The sequence below is a fragment of the Candidatus Chloroploca asiatica genome (assembly GCF_002532075.1).
Classification (GTDB): domain Bacteria; phylum Chloroflexota; class Chloroflexia; order Chloroflexales; family Chloroflexaceae; genus Chloroploca; species Chloroploca asiatica.
This window is the reverse complement of sequence record NZ_LYXE01000170.1, coordinates 90,207-109,988: the sequence shown is the minus strand read 5'-3', so window position 1 is coordinate 109,988 and position 19,782 is coordinate 90,207. Positions and strand designations below refer to the sequence as shown.

At 57.4% G+C, this 19,782-nt stretch carries 15 protein-coding genes; 8 read left to right on the top strand and 7 right to left on the bottom strand.

Annotation, left to right across the window (positions count from 1 at the left end; all coding sequences use genetic code 11):
- Both lysS and greA read right to left on the bottom strand, forming a co-directional pair.
- A complete protein-coding gene (lysS, locus tag A9Q02_RS20540; RefSeq protein ID WP_097654962.1) occupies positions 1–1,473 on the bottom strand; it encodes a lysine--tRNA ligase in 1,473 nt (490 codons plus the stop codon).
- A 49-nt stretch (positions 1,474–1,522) separates the two neighbouring features.
- Positions 1,523–1,996, bottom strand: coding sequence for a transcription elongation factor GreA (gene greA, locus A9Q02_RS20535; RefSeq protein WP_097654940.1), 474 nt, complete (start codon positions 1,994–1,996; stop codon positions 1,523–1,525).
- 276 nt (positions 1,997–2,272) lie between these two features.
- Here greA and A9Q02_RS20530 point away from each other — a divergent pair, with 276 nt between their 5' ends.
- The 5 genes from A9Q02_RS20530 to selA are packed head-to-tail and all read left to right on the top strand — an operon-like array spanning position 2,273 to position 8,751.
- Positions 2,273–3,646 carry a phosphomannomutase/phosphoglucomutase gene (locus tag A9Q02_RS20530; RefSeq protein WP_097654939.1) on the top strand — a complete coding sequence of 458 codons (1,374 nt, stop codon included), beginning with the start codon at positions 2,273–2,275 and terminating at the stop codon, positions 3,644–3,646.
- Positions 3,643–4,785 carry a phosphohexomutase domain-containing protein gene (locus A9Q02_RS20525; protein WP_097654938.1) on the top strand — a complete coding sequence of 381 codons (1,143 nt, stop codon included), beginning with the start codon at positions 3,643–3,645 and terminating at the stop codon, positions 4,783–4,785. Before A9Q02_RS20530 ends, A9Q02_RS20525 begins: the two co-directional genes overlap by 4 nt.
- A gap of 32 nt (positions 4,786–4,817) precedes the next feature.
- Positions 4,818–6,011, top strand: a complete 1,194-nt coding sequence (locus A9Q02_RS20520) for a gluconeogenesis factor YvcK family protein (RefSeq protein ID WP_097654937.1) — start codon at positions 4,818–4,820, stop codon at positions 6,009–6,011.
- Between the two features lie 3 nt (positions 6,012–6,014).
- On the top strand, positions 6,015–7,358 hold the full coding sequence (locus A9Q02_RS20515) for a putative sugar nucleotidyl transferase (protein WP_097654936.1): 1,344 nt from the start codon (positions 6,015–6,017) through the stop codon (positions 7,356–7,358).
- Positions 7,348–8,751, top strand: coding sequence for an L-seryl-tRNA(Sec) selenium transferase (selA, locus tag A9Q02_RS20510; RefSeq protein ID WP_245860789.1), 1,404 nt, complete (start codon positions 7,348–7,350; stop codon positions 8,749–8,751). The genes A9Q02_RS20515 and selA overlap by 11 nt, the downstream gene beginning before the upstream one ends.
- Here the strand turns inward: selA and A9Q02_RS20505 are convergent.
- The 3 genes from A9Q02_RS20505 to aspS all read right to left on the bottom strand — a co-directional run bounded on the left by A9Q02_RS20505 (position 8,748) and on the right by aspS (position 12,393).
- Positions 8,748–9,482, bottom strand: a complete 735-nt coding sequence (locus A9Q02_RS20505) for a PIG-L deacetylase family protein (RefSeq protein WP_097654935.1) — start codon at positions 9,480–9,482, stop codon at positions 8,748–8,750. The genes selA and A9Q02_RS20505 overlap by 4 nt on opposite strands.
- Before the next feature lie 2 nt (positions 9,483–9,484).
- Positions 9,485–10,471: a roadblock/LC7 domain-containing protein gene (locus tag A9Q02_RS20500; protein WP_097654934.1), complete on the bottom strand. Its 987-nt coding sequence runs from the start codon at positions 10,469–10,471 to the stop codon at positions 9,485–9,487.
- 161 nt (positions 10,472–10,632) lie between these two features.
- Positions 10,633–12,393, bottom strand: coding sequence for an aspartate--tRNA ligase (aspS, locus tag A9Q02_RS20495; protein ID WP_097654933.1), 1,761 nt, complete (start codon positions 12,391–12,393; stop codon positions 10,633–10,635).
- 314 nt (positions 12,394–12,707) lie between these two features.
- Between aspS and A9Q02_RS20490 the strand changes: the two genes are divergently transcribed.
- Both A9Q02_RS20490 and A9Q02_RS20485 read left to right on the top strand, forming a co-directional pair.
- On the top strand, positions 12,708–13,550 hold the full coding sequence (locus A9Q02_RS20490; protein ID WP_245860788.1) for a WecB/TagA/CpsF family glycosyltransferase: 843 nt from the start codon (positions 12,708–12,710) through the stop codon (positions 13,548–13,550).
- A complete protein-coding gene (locus A9Q02_RS20485) occupies positions 13,483–15,036 on the top strand; it encodes an acyl-CoA carboxylase subunit beta (RefSeq protein WP_097654932.1) in 1,554 nt (517 codons plus the stop codon). Before A9Q02_RS20490 ends, A9Q02_RS20485 begins: the two co-directional genes overlap by 68 nt.
- Before the next feature lie 95 nt (positions 15,037–15,131).
- Here A9Q02_RS20485 and A9Q02_RS20480 read toward each other — a convergent pair whose 3' ends face one another.
- Positions 15,132–15,809, bottom strand: coding sequence for a Uma2 family endonuclease (locus A9Q02_RS20480; RefSeq protein WP_097654931.1), 678 nt, complete (start codon positions 15,807–15,809; stop codon positions 15,132–15,134).
- Positions 15,810–15,979: 170 nt separating this feature from the next.
- Here A9Q02_RS20480 and A9Q02_RS20475 point away from each other — a divergent pair, with 170 nt between their 5' ends.
- The gene (locus A9Q02_RS20475; RefSeq protein ID WP_097654930.1) at positions 15,980–17,476 is read left to right on the top strand and encodes an aldehyde dehydrogenase family protein; all 1,497 of its coding nucleotides are present in this window, start codon (positions 15,980–15,982) and stop codon (positions 17,474–17,476) included.
- Positions 17,477–17,712: 236 nt separating this feature from the next.
- Here A9Q02_RS20475 and ftsH read toward each other — a convergent pair whose 3' ends face one another.
- Entirely contained in the window at positions 17,713–19,650 is a 1,938-nt protein-coding gene (ftsH, locus tag A9Q02_RS20470; protein ID WP_097654929.1) for an ATP-dependent zinc metalloprotease FtsH, read from the bottom strand.
- Positions 19,651–19,782: the final 132 nt, after the last annotated feature.

Here is a 19,782-nt window from a genome sequence, read left to right as displayed (position 1 = left end):
TTATGATTCGCGCCGACGCATATGGGGGAAGAGAATGACCTCACGAATAGTAGGACGGTCAGTTAACACCATGAGGATGCGGTCAATCCCCATTCCGAGGCCACCCGTTGGCGGCATCCCATACATCAGAGCGTTCAGATAGTCACGATCCATCTGATGGGCTTCGTCATCACCGGCGGCAAAATCGCGCCCCTGATCGAGAAAACGCTGTTCCTGGTCAAAGGGGTCGTTCAATTCGGTAAAGGCATTGCCCAGTTCCATACCGACCGCAAAAGCCTCGAAGCGTTCAGTGAAGGCTGGTTCGTCAGGCTTGCGCTTGGCCAGCGGCGAGAGCGCCACTGGATAATCAATGATAAAGGTTGGCTGGATCAGCAAGGGTTGCACATAGACGCTGAACAACTCATCAACCTGTTTCGCCCAGGTCTCTTTGCGTTCGACCTTCAGGGTGCGGGCAGTGATGGCCTGGTGAAGCGTTGCGAGATCATCAGCCTCACTGATATCAATCCCGGTCTGTTCGACAAGCGCCGCCGTCATCGACAGCCGCGGCCAGGTACCTGCGAAATCAATCACCTGGCCCTGATAGGTAGCCTGCGGGCTTCCGGTCACGGCAATTGCCATCGCACGCATCAACGCCTCGACCAGATCCATCATATCATGATAATCGGCATAGGCCTGATAACATTCCATCATGGTGAACTCGGGGTTGTGACTACGGTCGACCCCCTCGTTGCGGAAGTTTTTGCCGATCTCGTAGACCCCGGGAAACCCGCCTACGATCAAGCGCTTGAGGTAGAGCTCGGTTGCGATACGCAGGTAGAGTTCCTGGCCAAGGGTATTGTGGAAGGTCTTGAACGGTCGTGCAGCGGCCCCCCCATAGAGCGGCTGAAGCACCGGCGTTTCTACTTCGAGAAACCCCCGCTCATCAAGCACCCGGCGCATCGCCGTCACGGCAGCCGCCCGTGCCCGAAAGACGTCACGTACCTCGGCATTGACGATCAGATCAAGGTAACGCTGACGATGGCGCTCTTCAACATCAGCCAGCCCGGCCCACTTTTCGGGAGGAGGATTGAGGGCCTTGGCAAGCATCGTCAGGCTCATCACAAAGAGTGACGCCTCACCGGTCTTCGTCCGGCGCAGCGTACCAGTCGCCTGCACAATATCGAAGGTGTCAAGATCGTCGCGAAAGCGCTCAAACCAGTGATCACCAAGGTCAGCACGGCTGAGCCAGAGCTGGAGCGTTGCCGTGCCGTCCTCGATATGGGCAAACGCGAGTTTGCCCATAATGCGACGGGCACCCACAATGCGTCCGGTCACCGTAAGCTCAGTCTGCTCAGCCTGCAACGTATCAAAATGAGCCATGACCTCGGCAAGAGTATGGCTACGGTGGGCGCGGGTTGGATAAGGCTCGACACCGGCGGATTTGAGGCGTTCAAGTTTAGCCGCACGCTGAGCCTGAAGATCGTTTAATTCCATCAGTTCACGATTACCCTGCAGCAAACGCTGACGCGCAGCAGCTTGTTCGTTACCGAACCTTCACAATGGTGAGTTTCATCACACCTGAAGGTGTTTGCACGGTCACTTTATTGCGGGCGCGCTTCCCAAGGAGCGAAGCCCCGATCGGCGACTCGTTGGAGATACGACCTTGACGCGGGCTTGCCTCGGCACTACCCACAATCGTCCAAGTCTCTTCTTCACCGTCTTCTTCGAAGCGTACGGTCACCGAAGATCCTACGCGTACTTCACCATTGCTGATCTGGTCTTCATCAATCGTCTCGGCGCGTGAAAGAAGGCTACGCAATTCGCGGATGCGGCCTTCCAGGAGGGCCTGCGACTTTTTTGCATCCTCGTATTCACCACTCTCCGAGATGTCACCAAGTTCTTTGGCTGCCGCAATACGCTCGGCAACCTGCTTGCGCTCAACTGTTGAAAGTTCTTCAAGCTCAGCTTCGAGCTTTACGCGGCCCTCACGGGTCAAATATGTCGGCTTGTCTGTCATAATTTCGCTGCCTTTAGTCCTGTCACGTTGGCCCATAGGAGCGACAGTATGGAAGGGTCGCCTGGGGGCGATCCCTGCTCCCGGGCGATGCAAAATGAAGAAACTGAGAGCAGTACTCTCAGTTGAGTTGACGGCTCGCACGGCCTAGCACCGGCTTCTTGCAACCGTTACATATGCCAATTATAGCGGGTGTCTGCGTAGTTGTAAAGAACCTTGACGGAACCGCCCCTTTACGTTAGGATCTCAACGCACATCTTTTGCGTTGGGAGCAGTAGCATGGGCCTAAATCAGACAATTTTTCGCGCTTACGACATTCGTGGCATTGTAGATGTGGATCTCGACGAAGCGGTCTATACCCAACTTGGTCAGGCAACCGGTACTTTGATCCGTCGGCGAGGCGGCCAGCGTGTCGTGGTCGCCCGTGATGCACGGCTCAGTTCGCCCCGTTTTGCCGCCGCGCTGATTGATGGTTTGTGCTCAACCGGTTGTGATGTGCTTGATATTGGGCAGGCACCTACGCCGGTCATGTATTTTGCCGTCGAGCATTTGCGCGCCGATAGCGGGGCGATTGTGACGGCGAGCCACAATCCTCCAGCCTTCAATGGCCTGAAGTTGCGCCTTGCCCATCCCGTGTATGGGAGCGAACCGGCCCCTTCGGAGATGATCCAGGAGGTCGGGCAACTTGCCTTGATGGGTGATGTGGTGCAGGGCAAAGGAAGTGTGACCCGCCTTTCGGTTGATGAGGCGTATCTGCAGAATGTGACCGGTTTGCTCGGTTTTGCCGGGAAACGCCCCCGCGTTGTGCTCGATGCAGGGAATGGGGTGGCCGGACCTATTGCGATGGCAATGTATGAGGCACTTGGCCTTGACGTTATCCCTCTCTTTATTGAACCAGATGGTACCTTTCCGAACCATCATCCCGATCCGCTCAAGGCCGAGAATCTGCAACAATTGATTGTGGCAGTGCGTGAGCATCAGGCTGATCTCGGGGTCGGGCTCGATGGTGATGGCGATCGCCTCGGTGTTGTTGATGGCGATGGAACCATCGTCTTTGCCGATCGCTACCTGATTGCGCTCGCCACGTATCTGCTTGGTCGCCGCAAAGGGTCAGTGATTTTTGATGTAAAATGTAGTGCGACCCTGCCTCAGGCGATTCATAGTCTGGGGGGGACGCCAGTGTTGTGGAAGACAGGGTATACCAACCTTTCGGCCAAAATGCGTGAAACGAATGCGGTCCTCGGGGGCGAGCTCAGCGGCCATACGATTATTCCCGAAGAGGGTCACTACTTTGATGATGGAGCTTTTGCCGGGGCCTATCTGCTCTATGCGTTGCATCAACTTGGGACAAACCTGCGCGAGGTTCTCGCCCCGTATCCGATCTTGCCTTCGATTGACGAAGGGCGCATCCCTTGTGCTGAGGAAGATAAGTTTCGCGTGATTGAGCATGTGTACGAATATTTCCGTGCCACACACCCGGTGATTGATGTTGATGGCGTACGAGTTGATTTTGGCGATGGCTGGGGCCTGCTCCGTGCTTCGAATACTGAACCGGCGCTAACCAATCGCTTTGAAGCCCAGACGATGGAACGAGCGCAGGCCATCCGCGATCTGATGATGGGTGTCGTGGACGAATTCCGAAGGCGCCTATGACCCAGCGTTACCGTCCGTATGCATTGGCCTGGCAGGCTATCTATAGCGCAGATTTTACCCTTGATCAGGTGCGTCAGCGAGTGATGACGCTGGCGCGTGGCTTGGGTGCCCGCAATCTGAGTTGCCTCGTGGCGTATGATACGCGGTTTATGGGACCGCTCTTTGCCCGTGATTGCCTCGAGATCTTGCAAGCACACGGCGTTGAGGCTAGCCTCGCCAGTTCGCATATGCCGTTGCCCGCCCTGCATCACGCGCTCGATGAGCATCTCGCCCACTGTGCGCTCTATGTGTCGGCATGCAATCGGCCCTATTACTACAATGGCCTTGCGCTCCTCACCGATGGTTCGGTCCAACTTTCGCTTGAGCCAGATCCAGCCCAGGTGACGACACCGCTCTTTCCTCAACCTGATCCGTTACCCGCAGATCAACTCGTTGATCTGCGGCTTCCCTATTTTGCGGCGCTCCGTGAGGCAATTGATCTTGACCTGATCCGCCGTACCTCCCTGACCATTTTTGTTGATGCAATGAATGGGACGGCAGCCGGGGTCGTGCCCGCCCTCTTGAGTGATAGTGGGCAGACCCGGGCGATTGAAATTAACCGCGAACCAGATCCGCTCTTCGGGCGCAGTACCCCCGCCCCGGTGACCGCCGGGCTCAATCGGTTGAAAAAGCTCGTCCGTGAAAGTGACTCACACCTCGGTCTGGCGATTTCAGCTGATGGAACTGCGCTGGCCCTCGTTGATAAGAATGGTGAGCAACTTGACCCGGCCGAGACGGCGCTGTTGATTGCAACCTATATGGCTCGTCAGTATCGTCAACGCGGGGCTGTGGTCATTCCTCCCCCCGACCTGCCTTCGCCGCTCGCTGGTCTGCCACGCGTCACGGCTTGGGAAGAACAGACTGGTCTGCGGGTCGAAGGGCTGCGTGATCCGGCCGAGCGCCTCGTTGAATTGCTTGCCCTTCCTCGTCAACGCCCAGTGGTTGGGGCTACGTCCGACGGTGAAATTATTATCGGACGCTATGCAGGGTACGCTGATGCGATTCTGGCCGGTCTGGTCTGTATCGAGATGGTTGCGCGCAGTGGTGGCAATCTGCGTAGTTTGATTGATGCCCAGCGTGAACAGTTGCTCAAACCCTAGGCAAGCCTGGTCGCTTGCTTCGGCCAATTTTTATGCGTAATATTATTCGTCGGTTTGCTTCACTCGGTTACTTGACGGCCCCCCTGGCACTGACGTTTGTGGGTGTCGTGCTGCTGTCACTGGGTGTCGCGTATCTGTTCATTCACCTCTACCGTTCCCTCGAGGATCTGCCCACCTTCTTTTCGATCCTGACCCTGCAATTTATGCCGCGCCCCTGGCGCGCAGTGCTGTTGAGTGGGGCTGGGGTTGGTGTGCTCGCCTTTGGCCTCTGGCAATTGAGCGGGGTGATGATTATCCCGCTCCGCCAGGGTGAGACCGATGGAAGCGATGATGTGGTGCTCGGGTATGGCCGCGATGCCCCCCCCAAGTTGGTCGTCCTCTCGGGTGGCCCCGGTATGCTGATTCTCAGCGCGATGGGCGAACAGGTGCGCCAGTTGACCTGCATTGTTCCGGTGCAAGATCCGGTTGAATATTACTATCGTGCCTCGGGACTCTTTGCGACCCAGAATGTCTATTATGTGGTGCCAACCCCCGAGCCAATCCAGGTGATGGCACACCTTGACGATGGCACCTCAATTGATGTGCGGCACCTCTCTTTGAATCAGCAGATTGCCCCACGCCACGTCGTGGATCTTCACCTCACACGCAACCCTACATCTGAGTCGATTCAGGTCACCCGCCTCGCCCTCGAGGCGATCCGTGAGGCCGATGCGATTATCCTTGGCCCCGGAAGCCTCTTCGAGAGTATTGTCCCTAATCTGTTGATTGATGATCTGCGTGAAGCGCTTGTACGCAGCAAGGCACGCAAGATTTATGTCTGCAATCTGATGACCGAGCCCGGACGAACTACGGGGTTCAGTGTGGCGGATCATATTCGGACGATCAAGACGTTTGGTAATTTTACCCCCGATGTTGTCCTGGTCAATGCCCAACGCATTGACCCCGAAGTCTATCGGCTCTATGCCGCCGCGTTGCAGTCGCCGGTGGTGCTGTCCCCTGAAGAGTATGAAGAGACGGCTCTTGTGACGGGGACGAATGGAGGCCCCGCAGGCCTCCGTGGGGTGATGATTGAGGGTAGTCTGGTGATCGAGGCAGATCTCGCTTCGTCGGTGATCCAGTATACGGCTTCGCTCAATAATCCCGCCGAACAACGTGCGGTACGTGTGTTGCGCCACGATAATCAGAAGTTGAGCCGAGCTATTCTTGCGCTCTTACGCCAGGGGTGACACATGAGCCTCATTGTCTTTGAAGATGAGTTGTGGCAACGCTTCGCAACGCTTGTGCAGGCCCGCCCTGTCTTTGAATTGCGCATTGGTGGCTATACGGTGCGTGAGCGGATCGAGGCGACTGTACGCTCGTTGCGGCGCGATGAGACAGCGGCCCTGGGGATGGCACGGCCTCATTTGATGAAGTGCTTCGGTCCCTCCACAGGGTTGACGGCGTTTCTTCAGGCTGGTGAGCCGGTCATCCTGATCAATGGCCGTGCGCTCGATCTGGCCTGGCTGCCCCGCTTGCTGGCCGAGCCGTTGAATACGGTCTACCTCGCCGGCGATACTCTCCTCGCTGCCTACCTCTCACCGGCCCTGGCAAGTGCCGTGCTCTATTTTGTCCAGTCACAGCACACGAGCGATGCGCGTGATGAGTTGCTGCGTTTTGCGCAAGTGCATGACCTTGGCCCCGATGAGGCACCCCTGCTGCTTGGCTTTCCCTGGGATCTGATCAATCAGTCGGGTGAGCAACTGGTGCGCGATCTGCCACTCCTCGAACAACGGTTACCGTTGCTCACGACCGAAATGCCCAATGTCGTGGTACGCGGCGAACGGATCTATGTTGATCCACGCGCCCGCCTCGATGGACCCCTGGTGTTGGATGCTCGCGATGGCCCGATCTTTATCGAGGCCGAGGCCCATATCGAGCCCTTTAGTTTTCTGCAGGGGCCAGCCTATATTGGCCGGGGGAGCCTGATTTCCAGCGCTCGTATTCGTGGCGAAACGGCGATTGGCCCGGTTTGCCGTATCGGGGGCGAGGTCGAAGCGAGCATTATTCAGGGCTATAGCAATAAACATCACGATGGCTTTCTCGGCCATTCCTGGCTCGGTGAATGGGTCAATATCGGGGCGATGACCACCAATAGCGATCTGAAAAATAATTATGGCAATATTCGGGTCAGCCTCGAAGATCTTGGGCAGTTTGATAGTGGGGTGATCAAACTCGGGATGTTCCTCGCCGATCATGTGAAACTCGGCATTGGTCTGTTGCTCAATGGCGGCACCATGATTGGCACAGGCAGCAATGTTTTTGGATCTCAGAACATTCCCAAAAATATTCCCCATTTCACCTGGGGCGGCGATACGCTGCGTGAGTATCGCATTGATGGCATGATTGGCGTCACACGCACGGTGATGGGACGGCGCAAGCGTGCGTTGACCTCCGATTATGAGGCGTTGCTGCGGGCAGCCTTTGAGTTGACCCGGGCGAGCCGTGGGGCAGTCGCCCAGGCCCCTGTTTCACGGCGTGAATATGCTTCGCCCCGTGCCCTGGCGCAGGCTGAGCAGGAAGCCATTGCAGGCTGAGAGTGAGGCGTTGATGCTGACCAGACGTGATCTACCCAGTGTGGATCGGTTGCTCCAGGTGGTGCGGGCCGAGGCCGATCCGACGTGGCCTGGCGCGTTGCTCCGTGAGGCGGTACGCGCCGAACTCGATGATCTGCGTGGGCGCTTGCAGGCTGGGGAAGAACGTGAGGCCGCGCCTCCCGAGGCCTTGTTGCGTACCCTGGCTGAACAGGTTATCGCACGCATTACCACCGAACTTCGCCCCAGTCTGCGCCCGGTGATCAATGCGACCGGGGTAATTATTCAGACCAACCTGGGACGTGCCCCGCTCAGTGCGGCGGCCCGCGCTGCCATGCACGCGGTTGCCCCTGGTTATAGCAATCTTGAGTATGATCTCGTTGACGGCAAGCGGGGCAGTCGCAATGTTCACCTCGAAACCCTACTGACCCGGTTAACCGGGGCCGAGGCTGCGCTGGCCGTCAATAATAATGCGGCGGCCGTCTATCTGGCGCTGCTTGCACTGGCTGCCGGGCGCGAGGTGATTGTCTCACGCGGCCAGGCGGTCGAGATCGGGGGCGGCTTTCGCATCCCCGACGTTCTCCGCCAGAGTGGGGCAACGCTCGTTGAAGTAGGCACGACCAATCGCACCTATGCGCGTGACTATGACGCAGCCATCACTGAGCGCACCGCGATGCTGCTGCGTGTGCATAGTAGCAATTTTCGCCTGGTTGGCTTTGTTCACGAGGCAAGCCTCGCTGAACTAGCGACCGTCGCACAGGCTCACGGGGTACCCCTGGTTGACGATCTTGGCAGTGGAACCCTCTTGCCGACTGCCCCCTTTGGCCTCGCCCCCGAGCCAATGGTACAAGAGAGCATCGCAGCCGGGGCTGATCTCGTGACCTTCAGCGGTGATAAATTGCTTGGCGGGCCACAGGCCGGTCTACTGGTAGGCCGCGCAGCCTTGATCGCCCAACTCCGACGGCATCCGCTCGCCCGTGCGCTACGCCTCGACAAGACGACGATTGCCGGCCTCGAAGCCACCTTGCGCAGCTACGTCCGTGGACAGGCGCTCGACGAGATCCCCGTGTGGCAGATGATCAGCGCCCCCTTGCCTCGCCTCCAGGCGCGTGCCGAGGCGCTCGCCGCAGCACTGCAAGCGGCGGGCATCGCCGCCAGCGTTACGCCGTGTCGCAGTGCCATCGGCGGAGGCTCGCTGCCCGGCGAGACCCTGGCAAGCGTTGGCGTCGCCGTCTTGCCAGGGCCAGTCGGGGCCGAAGTGCTGATGCAACGTTTGCGCCTTGGCGAGCCTGCAGTCATTGCGCGCATCAACGACGAGCAACTCTTCTTTGACCTGCGTACCGTTGGTGAAGATGAAACTGATGCGCTCGTGACGCGGCTACGTGACGCGAGCTAATTCTCGACGCGGTGAAAGGTTTCGGCCATCGGCAGACCGAACGGCTCGCCGCGTTCAATGGCCCACTGGCGGATCAGTTCAGCCAGTTCCGCCTGATCGGTACCAAGCTGACTCACATGGCAGCGCAGAGCCGCGAGTTTCAACTCGAAAGTCGTTGAAATATCAACCGCATAATTGAGGTGCGGCGCCCCCACGACAAAGAGTTCTTTGACGCGACTCGGGGGCAAACCCTCGGCCAGTAACTCGGGGAAATCCCAGCCATTCTGGGCTGCCGGATAGACCGCTGCCAGGCTCGCCTGGGCAGCAGCCAGATGGTCGGGATGGTAACGTCCAATCACATACCCCGGCGTCCAGACCCGGTCAGGTGACTGACAAACAAAGCGATAGGCCCTGGTACGACGGATCTGCCGCACAATATCGCGGCGCAGCGCAAGACTAGGTTCGAGCATCCCATCGGGGTAATCGAGAAAGACAACCTCCTTGAGGCCCATCACCTCGCCTGCGGCGCGTTGTTCAACCTTGCGTATGTTGCTGATCCGACGACGCTCTGCTGAACCCACATCAATGGCATCATCAGGCCCGCCCCCGCTGCCATCCGTACAGACCACCAGGGTCACCTCCCACCCTTCTTGCGCCCAGGCCGCGAGGGTGGCCCCACAACTAAATTCGGCATCATCGGGATGGGCGACAACAGCCAGAACGGTACGTCGCTCATCAGCGGGACTGGTCATACTCAATGCTCCTTATCTGAACCATCACGGACAACGTGTAGAATTTCGTCACAGGCACGCAGGGTCGCCAGGCGGGCCCAACCCAGCGAGACCGTCGGACCAATGGCAATCAACAACAAAAGCTTGGCAACCGTCACCACAATGATACTCTGCTCGGGGCCTTCGTGAATCACCAGATGTCCCAGTTGGCGCTGCCCAAGATTGCGCCCGATCTCGGCAAACGCCTGCGTATTGCCAGCGGCCAGTGCCGCAACAGCCGTGACATTAATATCGCGCCGTCGGCTCCAATGCGTGAGCACAATGCCACTGATATCGGCCAGCAGCACACACTGGACATCTGGCTCCATCACGATCTCTTTGAGGGCCAGCCGCATCGCGTGGATCTGCGCACTCGAATACGTACGCCCCCGCCAACTCGGGCGCCCGGTCGGGAGTTGCATCGTCACCGGTGCGCCCTGATCGCCTGATCGTTCGGGGAGAGGCGACACTGGTCGGGTGGATGAAGGCGGGGGCATTTTTGGTGCTGGTGGTTGAGGTGGCGCAGCAGGAGCGCGCGTAGGTGCAGTGGACGGGGGAGACGTACCCTCGGCACCACGGCGCTGCGACGGGCGAGGCAAGAGCTTGATTGGATCGAGCAAGAGATCGACCGCAAGCCGCATCCGTTCAGGTGAAATCGGCTTTTCGAGCAAGCAATCAATCTGGAGTTCAGCGGCTCGTTCAGGCGTCAGATCTTCGGGACTTACCGTAAAGACAATCACGGCTGTTTTGGGGTCAAGCTCACGGACGTGCTGGACAAGTTCGAGCCCACTCATCCCCGGCATCCGAATATCGGTAAAGAGCAGATCGACTGGCTGACGTGCAATCGCCAGCAGGGCCGCCTCACCTGAAGAGACCGCATGAACCTCATACGGCGAATCATCAGTAAGCGCCATCGCAACGATCCGGCGAATATTAGAATCGTCATCAACAATCAGAATGCGCTTCAACATATGGCATACCCCTAGGATCACGAACGTGTCCTGGCAGACAACGGATCAACGCCCGCGTATTGTCTTGGTAGTATAACGCACTCTGAGGGTGAAACGCCATTACTTCGTGGGGGCACGGCGTTGCCGTGCCCCCACCGTACGGGTACGGTGCCGCCGTGCCCCTACCGCAGGTTGATATGCAACTCTTTGAGTTGCCGCTCATCGACTGGCGATGGGGCTGCGGTCATCAGATCTACGGCCTGCTGGGTCTTGGGGAAGGCCATCACTTCACGGATCGTACTTTCATCGGCCAGGATCATCACGATGCGGTCGATGCCAGGGGCAATGCCACCGTGAGGAGGGGCGCCATACTCAAAGGCTTCGAGCATATGCCCAAATTGTGCCTGGGCCAATTCGGGGGTAATGCCAAGCAGATCAAAGAGTTGTTGTTGCACATCGCGGCGATGGATTCTGATGCTGCCACCCCCGGCCTCATACCCATTGAGCACCAGGTCATAGGCTTTGGCTCGTACCTTGCCGGGATCAGTTGCCATCAGATGCATATCGGCATCCTGCGGCGCAGTGAAGGGATGGTGAACAGCGTCCCAACGTGCTTCGTCCTCATTCCATTCGACGAGCGGGAAGTCGAGCACCCAGGAAAAATTGAGCGTATTGGGATCAGCGAGCTTGAGGCGCTGGGCAAACTCGCGACGCAGGCGGTCGAGCGCTGCGGCCACGACGGATGGTTGATCAGCGACGATCAACAGCAGATCGCCAGGTTTGGCAGCCATCCGTTCGACGATGGCACTCATCTCGCCTTCGCCCAGATTTTTCCCAAAAGAGGAGCGCACCTCGCCACCATCAGCAGGGACAATCGCCCAGGCGAGCCCTCTGGCCCCACCGATCTTCGCAAACTCGGTCAACTCATCAATCTGCTTGCGCGAGTAGCTCCCACAGCCGGGAATGCAGAGCCCCTTGACCTCACCGCTATTGGCGAGAGCCTGCTGAAAGACTTGAAACGGTGTTGCCGTAAGCAGATCACTCAGGTTGATCAGTTCAAGCCCATAGCGCAGATCGGGTTTGTCGCTGCCATAGCGGGCCAGGGCCTCGGCGTACGTGAGGCGCGGAAAGGGTGTCGGCACGTGCTTGTGGGGCACGACGGCGCGGCAGAGCTCAATAAAGAGGCGTTCGATCAGTTGGATCACATCTTCCTGATCAACAAAACTCATCTCCATATCAAGCTGCGTAAACTCGGGCTGGCGATCGGCACGCAGATCTTCATCGCGAAAGCAGCGTGCGACCTGGAAATAGCGATCATAACCGGCGACCATCAACAACTGCTTGAGTTGCTGGGGGCTCTGAGGCAAGGCATAGAACTTGCCGGGATGCACCCGTGAAGGCACCAGATAATCACGGGCACCTTCGGGCGTTGACTTGATCAAGATCGGCGTCTCGATCTCAAGAAAACCCTCCTGGTCAAGGAAATCACGCATAAATTTGATGACCCGATGGCGCAAGATCAAGTTACGCTGCATGCGTTCGCGGCGCAGATCAAGATAGCGATACTTGAGGCGAATCATCTCATCTTCGCCACCCTCTTGCGCAATATAGATCGGGGTGGTGCGCGAAGGATTGAGAACCTCGGCTTCGAGGGCCTCAACTTCGATGGTTCCGGTCCCAAGATGTGGATTCACAGCCTCAGCCGGACGGGCACGTACACGTCCACGAATCTGCAGGACATACTCAGAGCGCGACTCTTCGGCCACTTTATGGGCCATTGCCGTAATGCTATCGAAAACCACCTGGGTAATGCCATAGCGGTCGCGCAAATCGAGAAAGATCAGTTCACCATGATCGCGGCGGCGATGCACCCACCCCGCCAGAGTCACCTCGTGGCCGATATGCTCAGTGCGCAGCTCGCCGCAGGTGTGCGAGCGAAACATAGACTCTCCTCTTTTTACCGAAACAATCCTCATTATAACACGGGCAAGGATACGCTATAATTATGCCAGCCGGGCCTCGCCCTCCGGCGAGGGGCTTGGGGCCTGCGAACCTCAAGAGTCGTGTCTTAAGGCATGTTTCAGAATGGGGTATGCTTGCGTGACCGTCGGAGTGCCGACTTCAGGCGGCCTCAGCCGCCTGAAGTCGGCACTCCGTAGGGAGCAAACTGTCAAGTGCCTGCGAACTTTGTCTAATTGGTCAAAACGCCAGTTAAGACACACGCTAGCGGACTGATGAAGATGAAGGTAGAAACGTCTTGACGCATCCACGACGAGTGCAGATCCTTGGCGTAGCGATTGACGATGTGATCGAAGCGGAGGCCGTCACGCGGATTGCCGCGATGCTTGAAAGCGGAGGTGCCCACCAGATCTGTACGGTCAACCCTGAATTCATCAATGAGGCCGCACGCAATCCTTGCTTTGCCGAGGTACTTGCCCAGGCGGATCTCTGTACCGCCGACGGCATAGGGGTCTTGCTCGCCGCACGTTATCTTGGGACGCCTCTGCGCGGTCGCGTGACCGGTGTCAGGCTCACCCATCGCCTCGCCCAACTCGCCGCTGAACGTGGGTATCGGCTCTTTTTGCTTGGCGCAGCACCCGGGGTGGCCGAAGAGGCCGCTGCGGTCTTGCAGGCAGCCTATGCTGGCCTCACGATTGTCGGCTGTGTGGCGGGTTCGCCAGCCCCGCACCACGAGCCCTTCTTGCAACAGGTGATCCGATCCGCTCGCCCTGATATCTTGCTCGTGGCCTATGGTCACCCCAAACAGGATCTCTGGATTGCCCGTAATCAACCGATCCTCCAGGTTCCCGTCGCCGTGGGGGTCGGTGGTGTCTTTGACTATCTTGCCGGACGGGTGCCTTTTGCGCCCGCATGGGTACGCCAGCTTGGTTTAGAATGGCTCTATCGTCTTGTTTCCCAGCCACGTCGCTGGCGACGTATCATTGATGCCGTCCCCTATTTTTGCTGGCGTGTCATGTCTACTGCTTATAGGTTGGAGGGTGCGAACCCTCGTATGTTCACGGAGTATCCTGATGTCACAGACGACCGCAGAAAAGATCGAAGAGCTACGCCAACGACGCGAAAAAGCCCAGACCGGTGATCCCCAGGCCATCGAGAAGCAGCATGAGCGTGGCAAAAAGACGGCCCGTGAACGCATCGATCTCTTGCTTGATCCAGGTTCTTTTGTTGAACTTGATGCGTTTGCGGTGCATCGCACCGCTGCGTTTGGTATGGAACGCCGCAAGCCGCTTGGTGATGGCGTCGTAACCGGCCATGGCACCATTGATGGGCGCCCGGTCTGTGTCTTTGCCCAGGATTTTACGATTTTTGGCGGGAGTCTCGGCGAGGTTTTTGCCGAGAAGATCTGCAAGGTGATGGATCTTGCCCTCCGCATGGGTGTGCCATGCATTGGCATCAACGACTCGGGCGGCGCACGCATTCAAGAGGGTGTGGTGAGTCTTGGGGGTTATGCCGAGATCTTCTACCGCAATGTCTTGAGTAGCGGGGTGATTCCGCAACTCTCGATTATTGCCGGGCCGTGTGCCGGTGGGGCGGTCTATTCGCCGATTATGACCGACTTCATTATGATGGTCAAAGGCTCTAGCCAGATGTTTATTACTGGCCCCGATGTCATCAAGACGGTCACGGGTGAGGAAGTCGGCTTTGAGGAGCTTGGCGGCGCGATGACCCACAATTCGCGCAGTGGTGTGGCCCATTTTGCCACCGATAGCGAAGAAGAGAGCTTCGAACAGATGCGGTTGCTCTTCTCGTTCTTGCCCTCGAACAATATGGAAGATCCGCCCTACCAGGCCCCCGAAGATGATCCCGAGCGCATGGACGAGGCGTTGCAGACGATTGTTCCTGATAATCCGCGCAAAGCCTACGATATGGTCAGCGTGATTGAAGCCGTGGTTGACGATGGCTTCTTCTTTGAGGTGCAGCCCTACTGGGCACGCAATCTTGTGATCGGCTTTGCCCGCCTCGATGGCAATGTCGTCGGCGTCGTGGCCAACCAGCCGATGCAGATGGCAGGTACCCTCGATATTGATAGTTCAGTCAAGGGGGCGCGTTTTGTGCGCTTCTGCGACGCTTTCAATATTCCCCTGCTGACCTTTGTCGATGTGCCGGGTTTTATGCCGGGGACGCAGCAAGAGTATGGCGGCATTATTCGCCACGGTGCCAAGTTGCTCTATGCCTATTGTGAGGCAACGGTGCCTAAGCTGACCGTGATCACCCGCAAAGCCTATGGCGGGGCCTATGATGTGATGGCCTCGAAGCATATCCGCGCCGACTTCAACTTTGCCTGGCCGACTGCCGAGATTGCCGTGATGGGCGTGGATGCCGCTGTCCGCATCATCTTCCGCAAAGAGCTTGCCGAAGCTCGCGATCCGCAGCAACGCCTGGCGGAACTCATCAATGATTACCAGAGCCGTTTTGCGAATCCCTATGTCGCCGCCGAACGGGGTTACATTGATGCGGTCATTGAACCACGCGAAACACGCCCCGCCCTGATCAAAGCCCTCAAAATCGCCCGTACCAAACGCCAGAGTATGCCTACACGCAAGCATGGCAATATTCCGCTTTAGAATACCAAACACCGCCTTGCGCACAAAAAGCCAGCGTAGCTGGCTTTTTGTGCGCAAGGCAAGCAAGCCCGAGGCCCGCAGAGCGTGCTTCGGGCTTATCCTTCTCCTTGCACTAGCCTACGCAGCGTTTCACGGTTGATGGCATCATCAAAAAGCGCCCGCACGGGAATCACAAACGCACTGAGTACAATGCTGCGTATCTCCCCAGAGCGTGCTTTGATGGCAAGTTCGTACTGCCCATCAACGAGCCAGTACTGCTCGATGATTTCGGCTACCGGATCAAGCAGCCAGTATTCATCAACCCCGTGAGCCGCATAGTCATCAAACTTCACGCCTCGGTCATTGGCTTCCGTTAATGGCGAAAGAACCTCGATAATCAGATCTGGAGCCGGAAAACGCATCTGATCAGGCTCAAATCCGCTCGCAGTCGCTGCCTTGAAGAAACAGATATCCGGCTCATAGTCATTGCGTGTCAGCGAGATCATCATCTTTTCATAGCCAACATACCCGAGATCGTGCTTGCCGACATAGGTGTCAAGCAAAATCAGCAGACGCTTTGCAGTAATATTATGACGTAAACGTACTGGGGAATGCACGATCTTCTCTCCATTAATAAACTCGGCTTTTTCAGCTTCACTAATCGCATCAATGAACTGTTGTCGCTTCGCTCGTTCCTCAGCAAGCATCGCCTCGAGCTGCTGGGCAACAACGGGTAAACGTGGTGAATGCAGCAATTGATCTAATAACGCTTGTTCAGGTGGAGAAACACGCATCGGGAAGCCTCGTTTGTTCCATGCTTGCTATCGCAGGCCTAAAGAATGGGGCAAGGGTCATGTGACTGCTCGCGGCATAGTCGCCAGCAGTCACATGTTAGGGTTGATTTTTGAGCTTTGACCATATGGTACCATAGACCCAGGCTCGTTTGAAGAAGAAGGAGACAAGGATGTCTGAGGCGCGTCTGTTCATGAATTTTATTAATGGGGAGTTTGTGCCGAGTCTGGGTGGCAAGACGTTTGAGCGGCGCAATCCGGCGGATACCGCTGATGTCGTCGGCATCTTTCAGGATAGCAATGCCGATGATGTTGAGGCCGCCGTTACTGCGGCCAAGGCGGCCTATGCAACCTGGCGCAAGGTGCCGGCACCTCGCCGCGGCGAGATTTTGCTGAGGGCTGCCGATCTGCTCCTGGCCCGCAAAGACCGCTATAGCCACGATTTGACCCGTGAAATGGGCAAGCCGCTCTTTGAGGCGGGCGGCGATATTGTCGAAGCTATTGGTATGGCACAATACGCCGGCAGTGAGGGACGCCGGATGCACGGGGTCACCACGCCGTCAGAGTTGCCCAACAAGTTTCAGATGAGTATGCGCCAGCCGATTGGCGTGATTGGCATGATTACGCCGTGGAACTTCCCGATGGCGATTGCGTCGTGGAAGATGTTGCCTGCGCTCGTCTGTGGCAATACGGTGGTGATCAAACCCGGTGAAGATGCATCAATCAGTACCTTTAACCTGGTCGAGTGCCTCGTTGAAGCAGGCTTGCCGCCGGGGGTCGTCAATATTGTGACCGGCCACGGGCCGAGTGCCGGTCAGCCCCTGGTCGAGCATCCCGATGTGCCGGTGCTCTCTTTTACCGGCAGCACCGAAGTTGGGCGTCTGGTCTACGAGTTGGGTGCCAGGCAGATCAAGCGGGTCAGCCTCGAAATGGGTGGCAAGAATCCGCTGATCGTGATGGACGATGCCGACCTTGATCTGGTCGAGCAGGGCGTCGTCTGGGCGGCCTTTGGCACGACAGGGCAGCGCTGTACAGCAACCAGCCGCGTCATTGTCCATCGCAAGGTCGCCGCGGCCTTGATCGAGCGCCTGGTGGGCCGTGCGCAGGCGTTGCGCGTTGGCAACGGCTTGCACCCCGCGACCGACATGGGGCCACTGGTCAATGAAGCGCAACTCGAGCGGGTGCTTGGCTATATCGAGGTGGGCAAATCCGAGGGGGCGACGCTGCGCTGTGGGGGGAACCGGCTCACCGAAGGATCGTATGCCAACGGTTGGTTTGTGCAGCCGACGATCTTTACAGGGGTACGTCCGACGATGCGCATTGCCCGCGAGGAGATCTTTGGGCCGGTCTTGAGTGTCATCGAAGTTGAGAGCCTTGATGAAGCCCTTGCCGTCGCCAACGATGTCGCGTATGGGCTCTCTTCGTCGATCTATACGCGGGACATCAATGCAGCCTACCGGGCAATGCACGAACTCGAAGCAGGCATTGTCTACATCAATGCACCAACGATCGGCGCCGAAATACACCTGCCCTTTGGCGGGGTAAAAGCGACCGGCAACGGCCACCGCGAGGCGGGGCCGACAATGCTTGATGTGTTTAGCGAGTGGAAGAGCGTCTATGTCGACTATAGTGGTAGTTTGCAGCGGGCGCAGATTGACAACGCCGACTAAAAGACCATTTACCGTTGAGGAGGCCGCATGGTCATGCTTCGCTGCGCTCAGCATGACCATGCGGCTCCTTCAGGCGGAATTGGTATAAGACAAGTAGTTTGTGAAGTACGTCTGCTGCTCTGGTGCCGAAGGGAGCACTGGCTTCGGCACCAGAGCAGCAATTAGGTTACAGAGTAAAAAGCAGCAACGCAAAGGGGGCCTTGTGGCCCCCTTTGCGTTAGTGTTTCTGCGAGACGTTACGCGGGCAACGTCCCTGAAGCAGGCGGTGGCAGCGAAGGTGTATTCTGCTGCCGAGTGCCATTCTGACGGGTCATATCAATCACCATCGGCTTGACCCGGCTCATCAACTCAGCGAGTTGTTCACCTTCGACCGTCTCGAACTCGAGCAAGGCATTCGCCATATCGTCGAGCACATCACGGTTATTGATCAGAACCTGATAGGCCGTCTCGTAGGCTTCGGTCGCCAGGCGATGCACTTCCGAGTCGATCTGGCGGGCAACCTCATCACCATAGTTGCGCTGCTCGCTAATCTCGCGGCCCAGGAAGATCAACTCTTCCTTTTCGCCAAAGACGATTGGCCCGAGTTTATTACTCATACCATACCGCGTGACCATCGAGCGAGCGGTGCGGGTCACACTGACCAGGTCAGCCGACGCCCCAGTCGTAATCTCTTCTGGCCCAAAGATAATCTCTTCGGCGGCACGGCCACCCATCGCCACAACCATATCAGCTTTGAAGTAGGCCAGGCTCTGCAGGCCCAGGTTATCCTCATCCGGCAAGAAGAGGGCATACCCACCGGCGCGACCACGCGGAATAATCGTCACCTTCTGGAGGCGATTGGCGCGGGGCATGGCCGCACCAGTAATCGCGTGTCCTGACTCGTGGTACGCAACCACCAGTTTTTTGCGGTCAGTCATCACCCGTGAGCGGCGCTCGGGGCCACCGAGCGCAACACGCTCGATCGAGTCTTGAAGTTCAGACATCCCGATCTTCTTCTTCGAGCGCCGGGCGGCCAGAATGGCGGCCTCATTGACCGCATTCATCAGATCAGCCCCCGAGAAGCCAGGCGTCAGACGGGCAATGATCTCCATGTTGATATCATCAGCCAGTGGCTTGCCCTTGGTATGCACCTTGAGGATATCAATGCGGCCACGGACATCGGGTGCATCAAGCACAACCTGACGGTCGAAACGACCGGGCCGGATCAACGCCGGATCGAGCACATCGGGCCGGTTGGTGGCGGCGACCACAATCACATTGGTATTGGTATCGAAGCCATCCATTTCGACCAGGATCTGGTTGAGCGTCTGCTCGCGCTCATCGTGCGAACCACCGAGCCCGGCCCCACGCTGACGGCCAACCGCATCGATCTCATCAATAAAAACGATACACGGCGCATTGCGCTTGGCCTGATCGAAGAGATCACGCACACGCGACGCACCAACACCAACAAACATCTCGACAAACTCAGAACCAGAGATGCTAAAGAAAGGCACCCCAGCCTCACCGGCGACCGCACGCGACAGGAGCGTCTTGCCTGTGCCGGGAGGGCCAACCATCAGCACACCACGCGGAATACGGGCACCGAGGGCGGCAAACTTATCAGGGAACTTCAGGAACTCGACAATCTCGGTCAGATCCTGTTTCGCCTCTTCCTGTCCGGCGACATCGGCAAAGGTCACCGTTGGCTTATCACCGGCAAACATGCGTGCGCGGCTCTTGCCAAACGACATCGCCTGATTATTCGAACCCTGCGCCTGGCGCATAAAGAAGACAAAGAAACCAATCAGCAGCAAGGTTGGCAACAAGATCGTAAAGATGCTCAGCAGACCACCCCATGCTGGTGCAGGGGCAACCTGAACACTCACCGGCCCGCCATCATTGCTATTCAAAGGAATACCATAGCTTGCCAGCAGCGACATCACACTATCACCAGTCTCGAGGCGCGAGCGATACTCACTCCCATCACGATATTGGACAATGATCTGCTCATCACCGGCCTGGGCTTGAATTGTTGCAACGCGCCCAGCCTCGATATCAGTAATGACTTCGGCGATACCTTTTTCATTATTTTGGGTTGTTGAGCCACCAAAATACTGAAAGAAGAGCGCCAGAGCCGCGACCAGAATGATCAGATAGACAAAACTATTTTTCAGCCAGCGATTGTCACCCATATGTTACTTCTACCCTTCCAAAAGCTCTGTGCTCTCTCCGTGCCAACTCGGGAGTCTTTCAAACCCGTATTGTAGTTGGTCAACAATGCCAGCACAGCTGGTGTTGTTGACCAACTACAACTCAATTTTTGG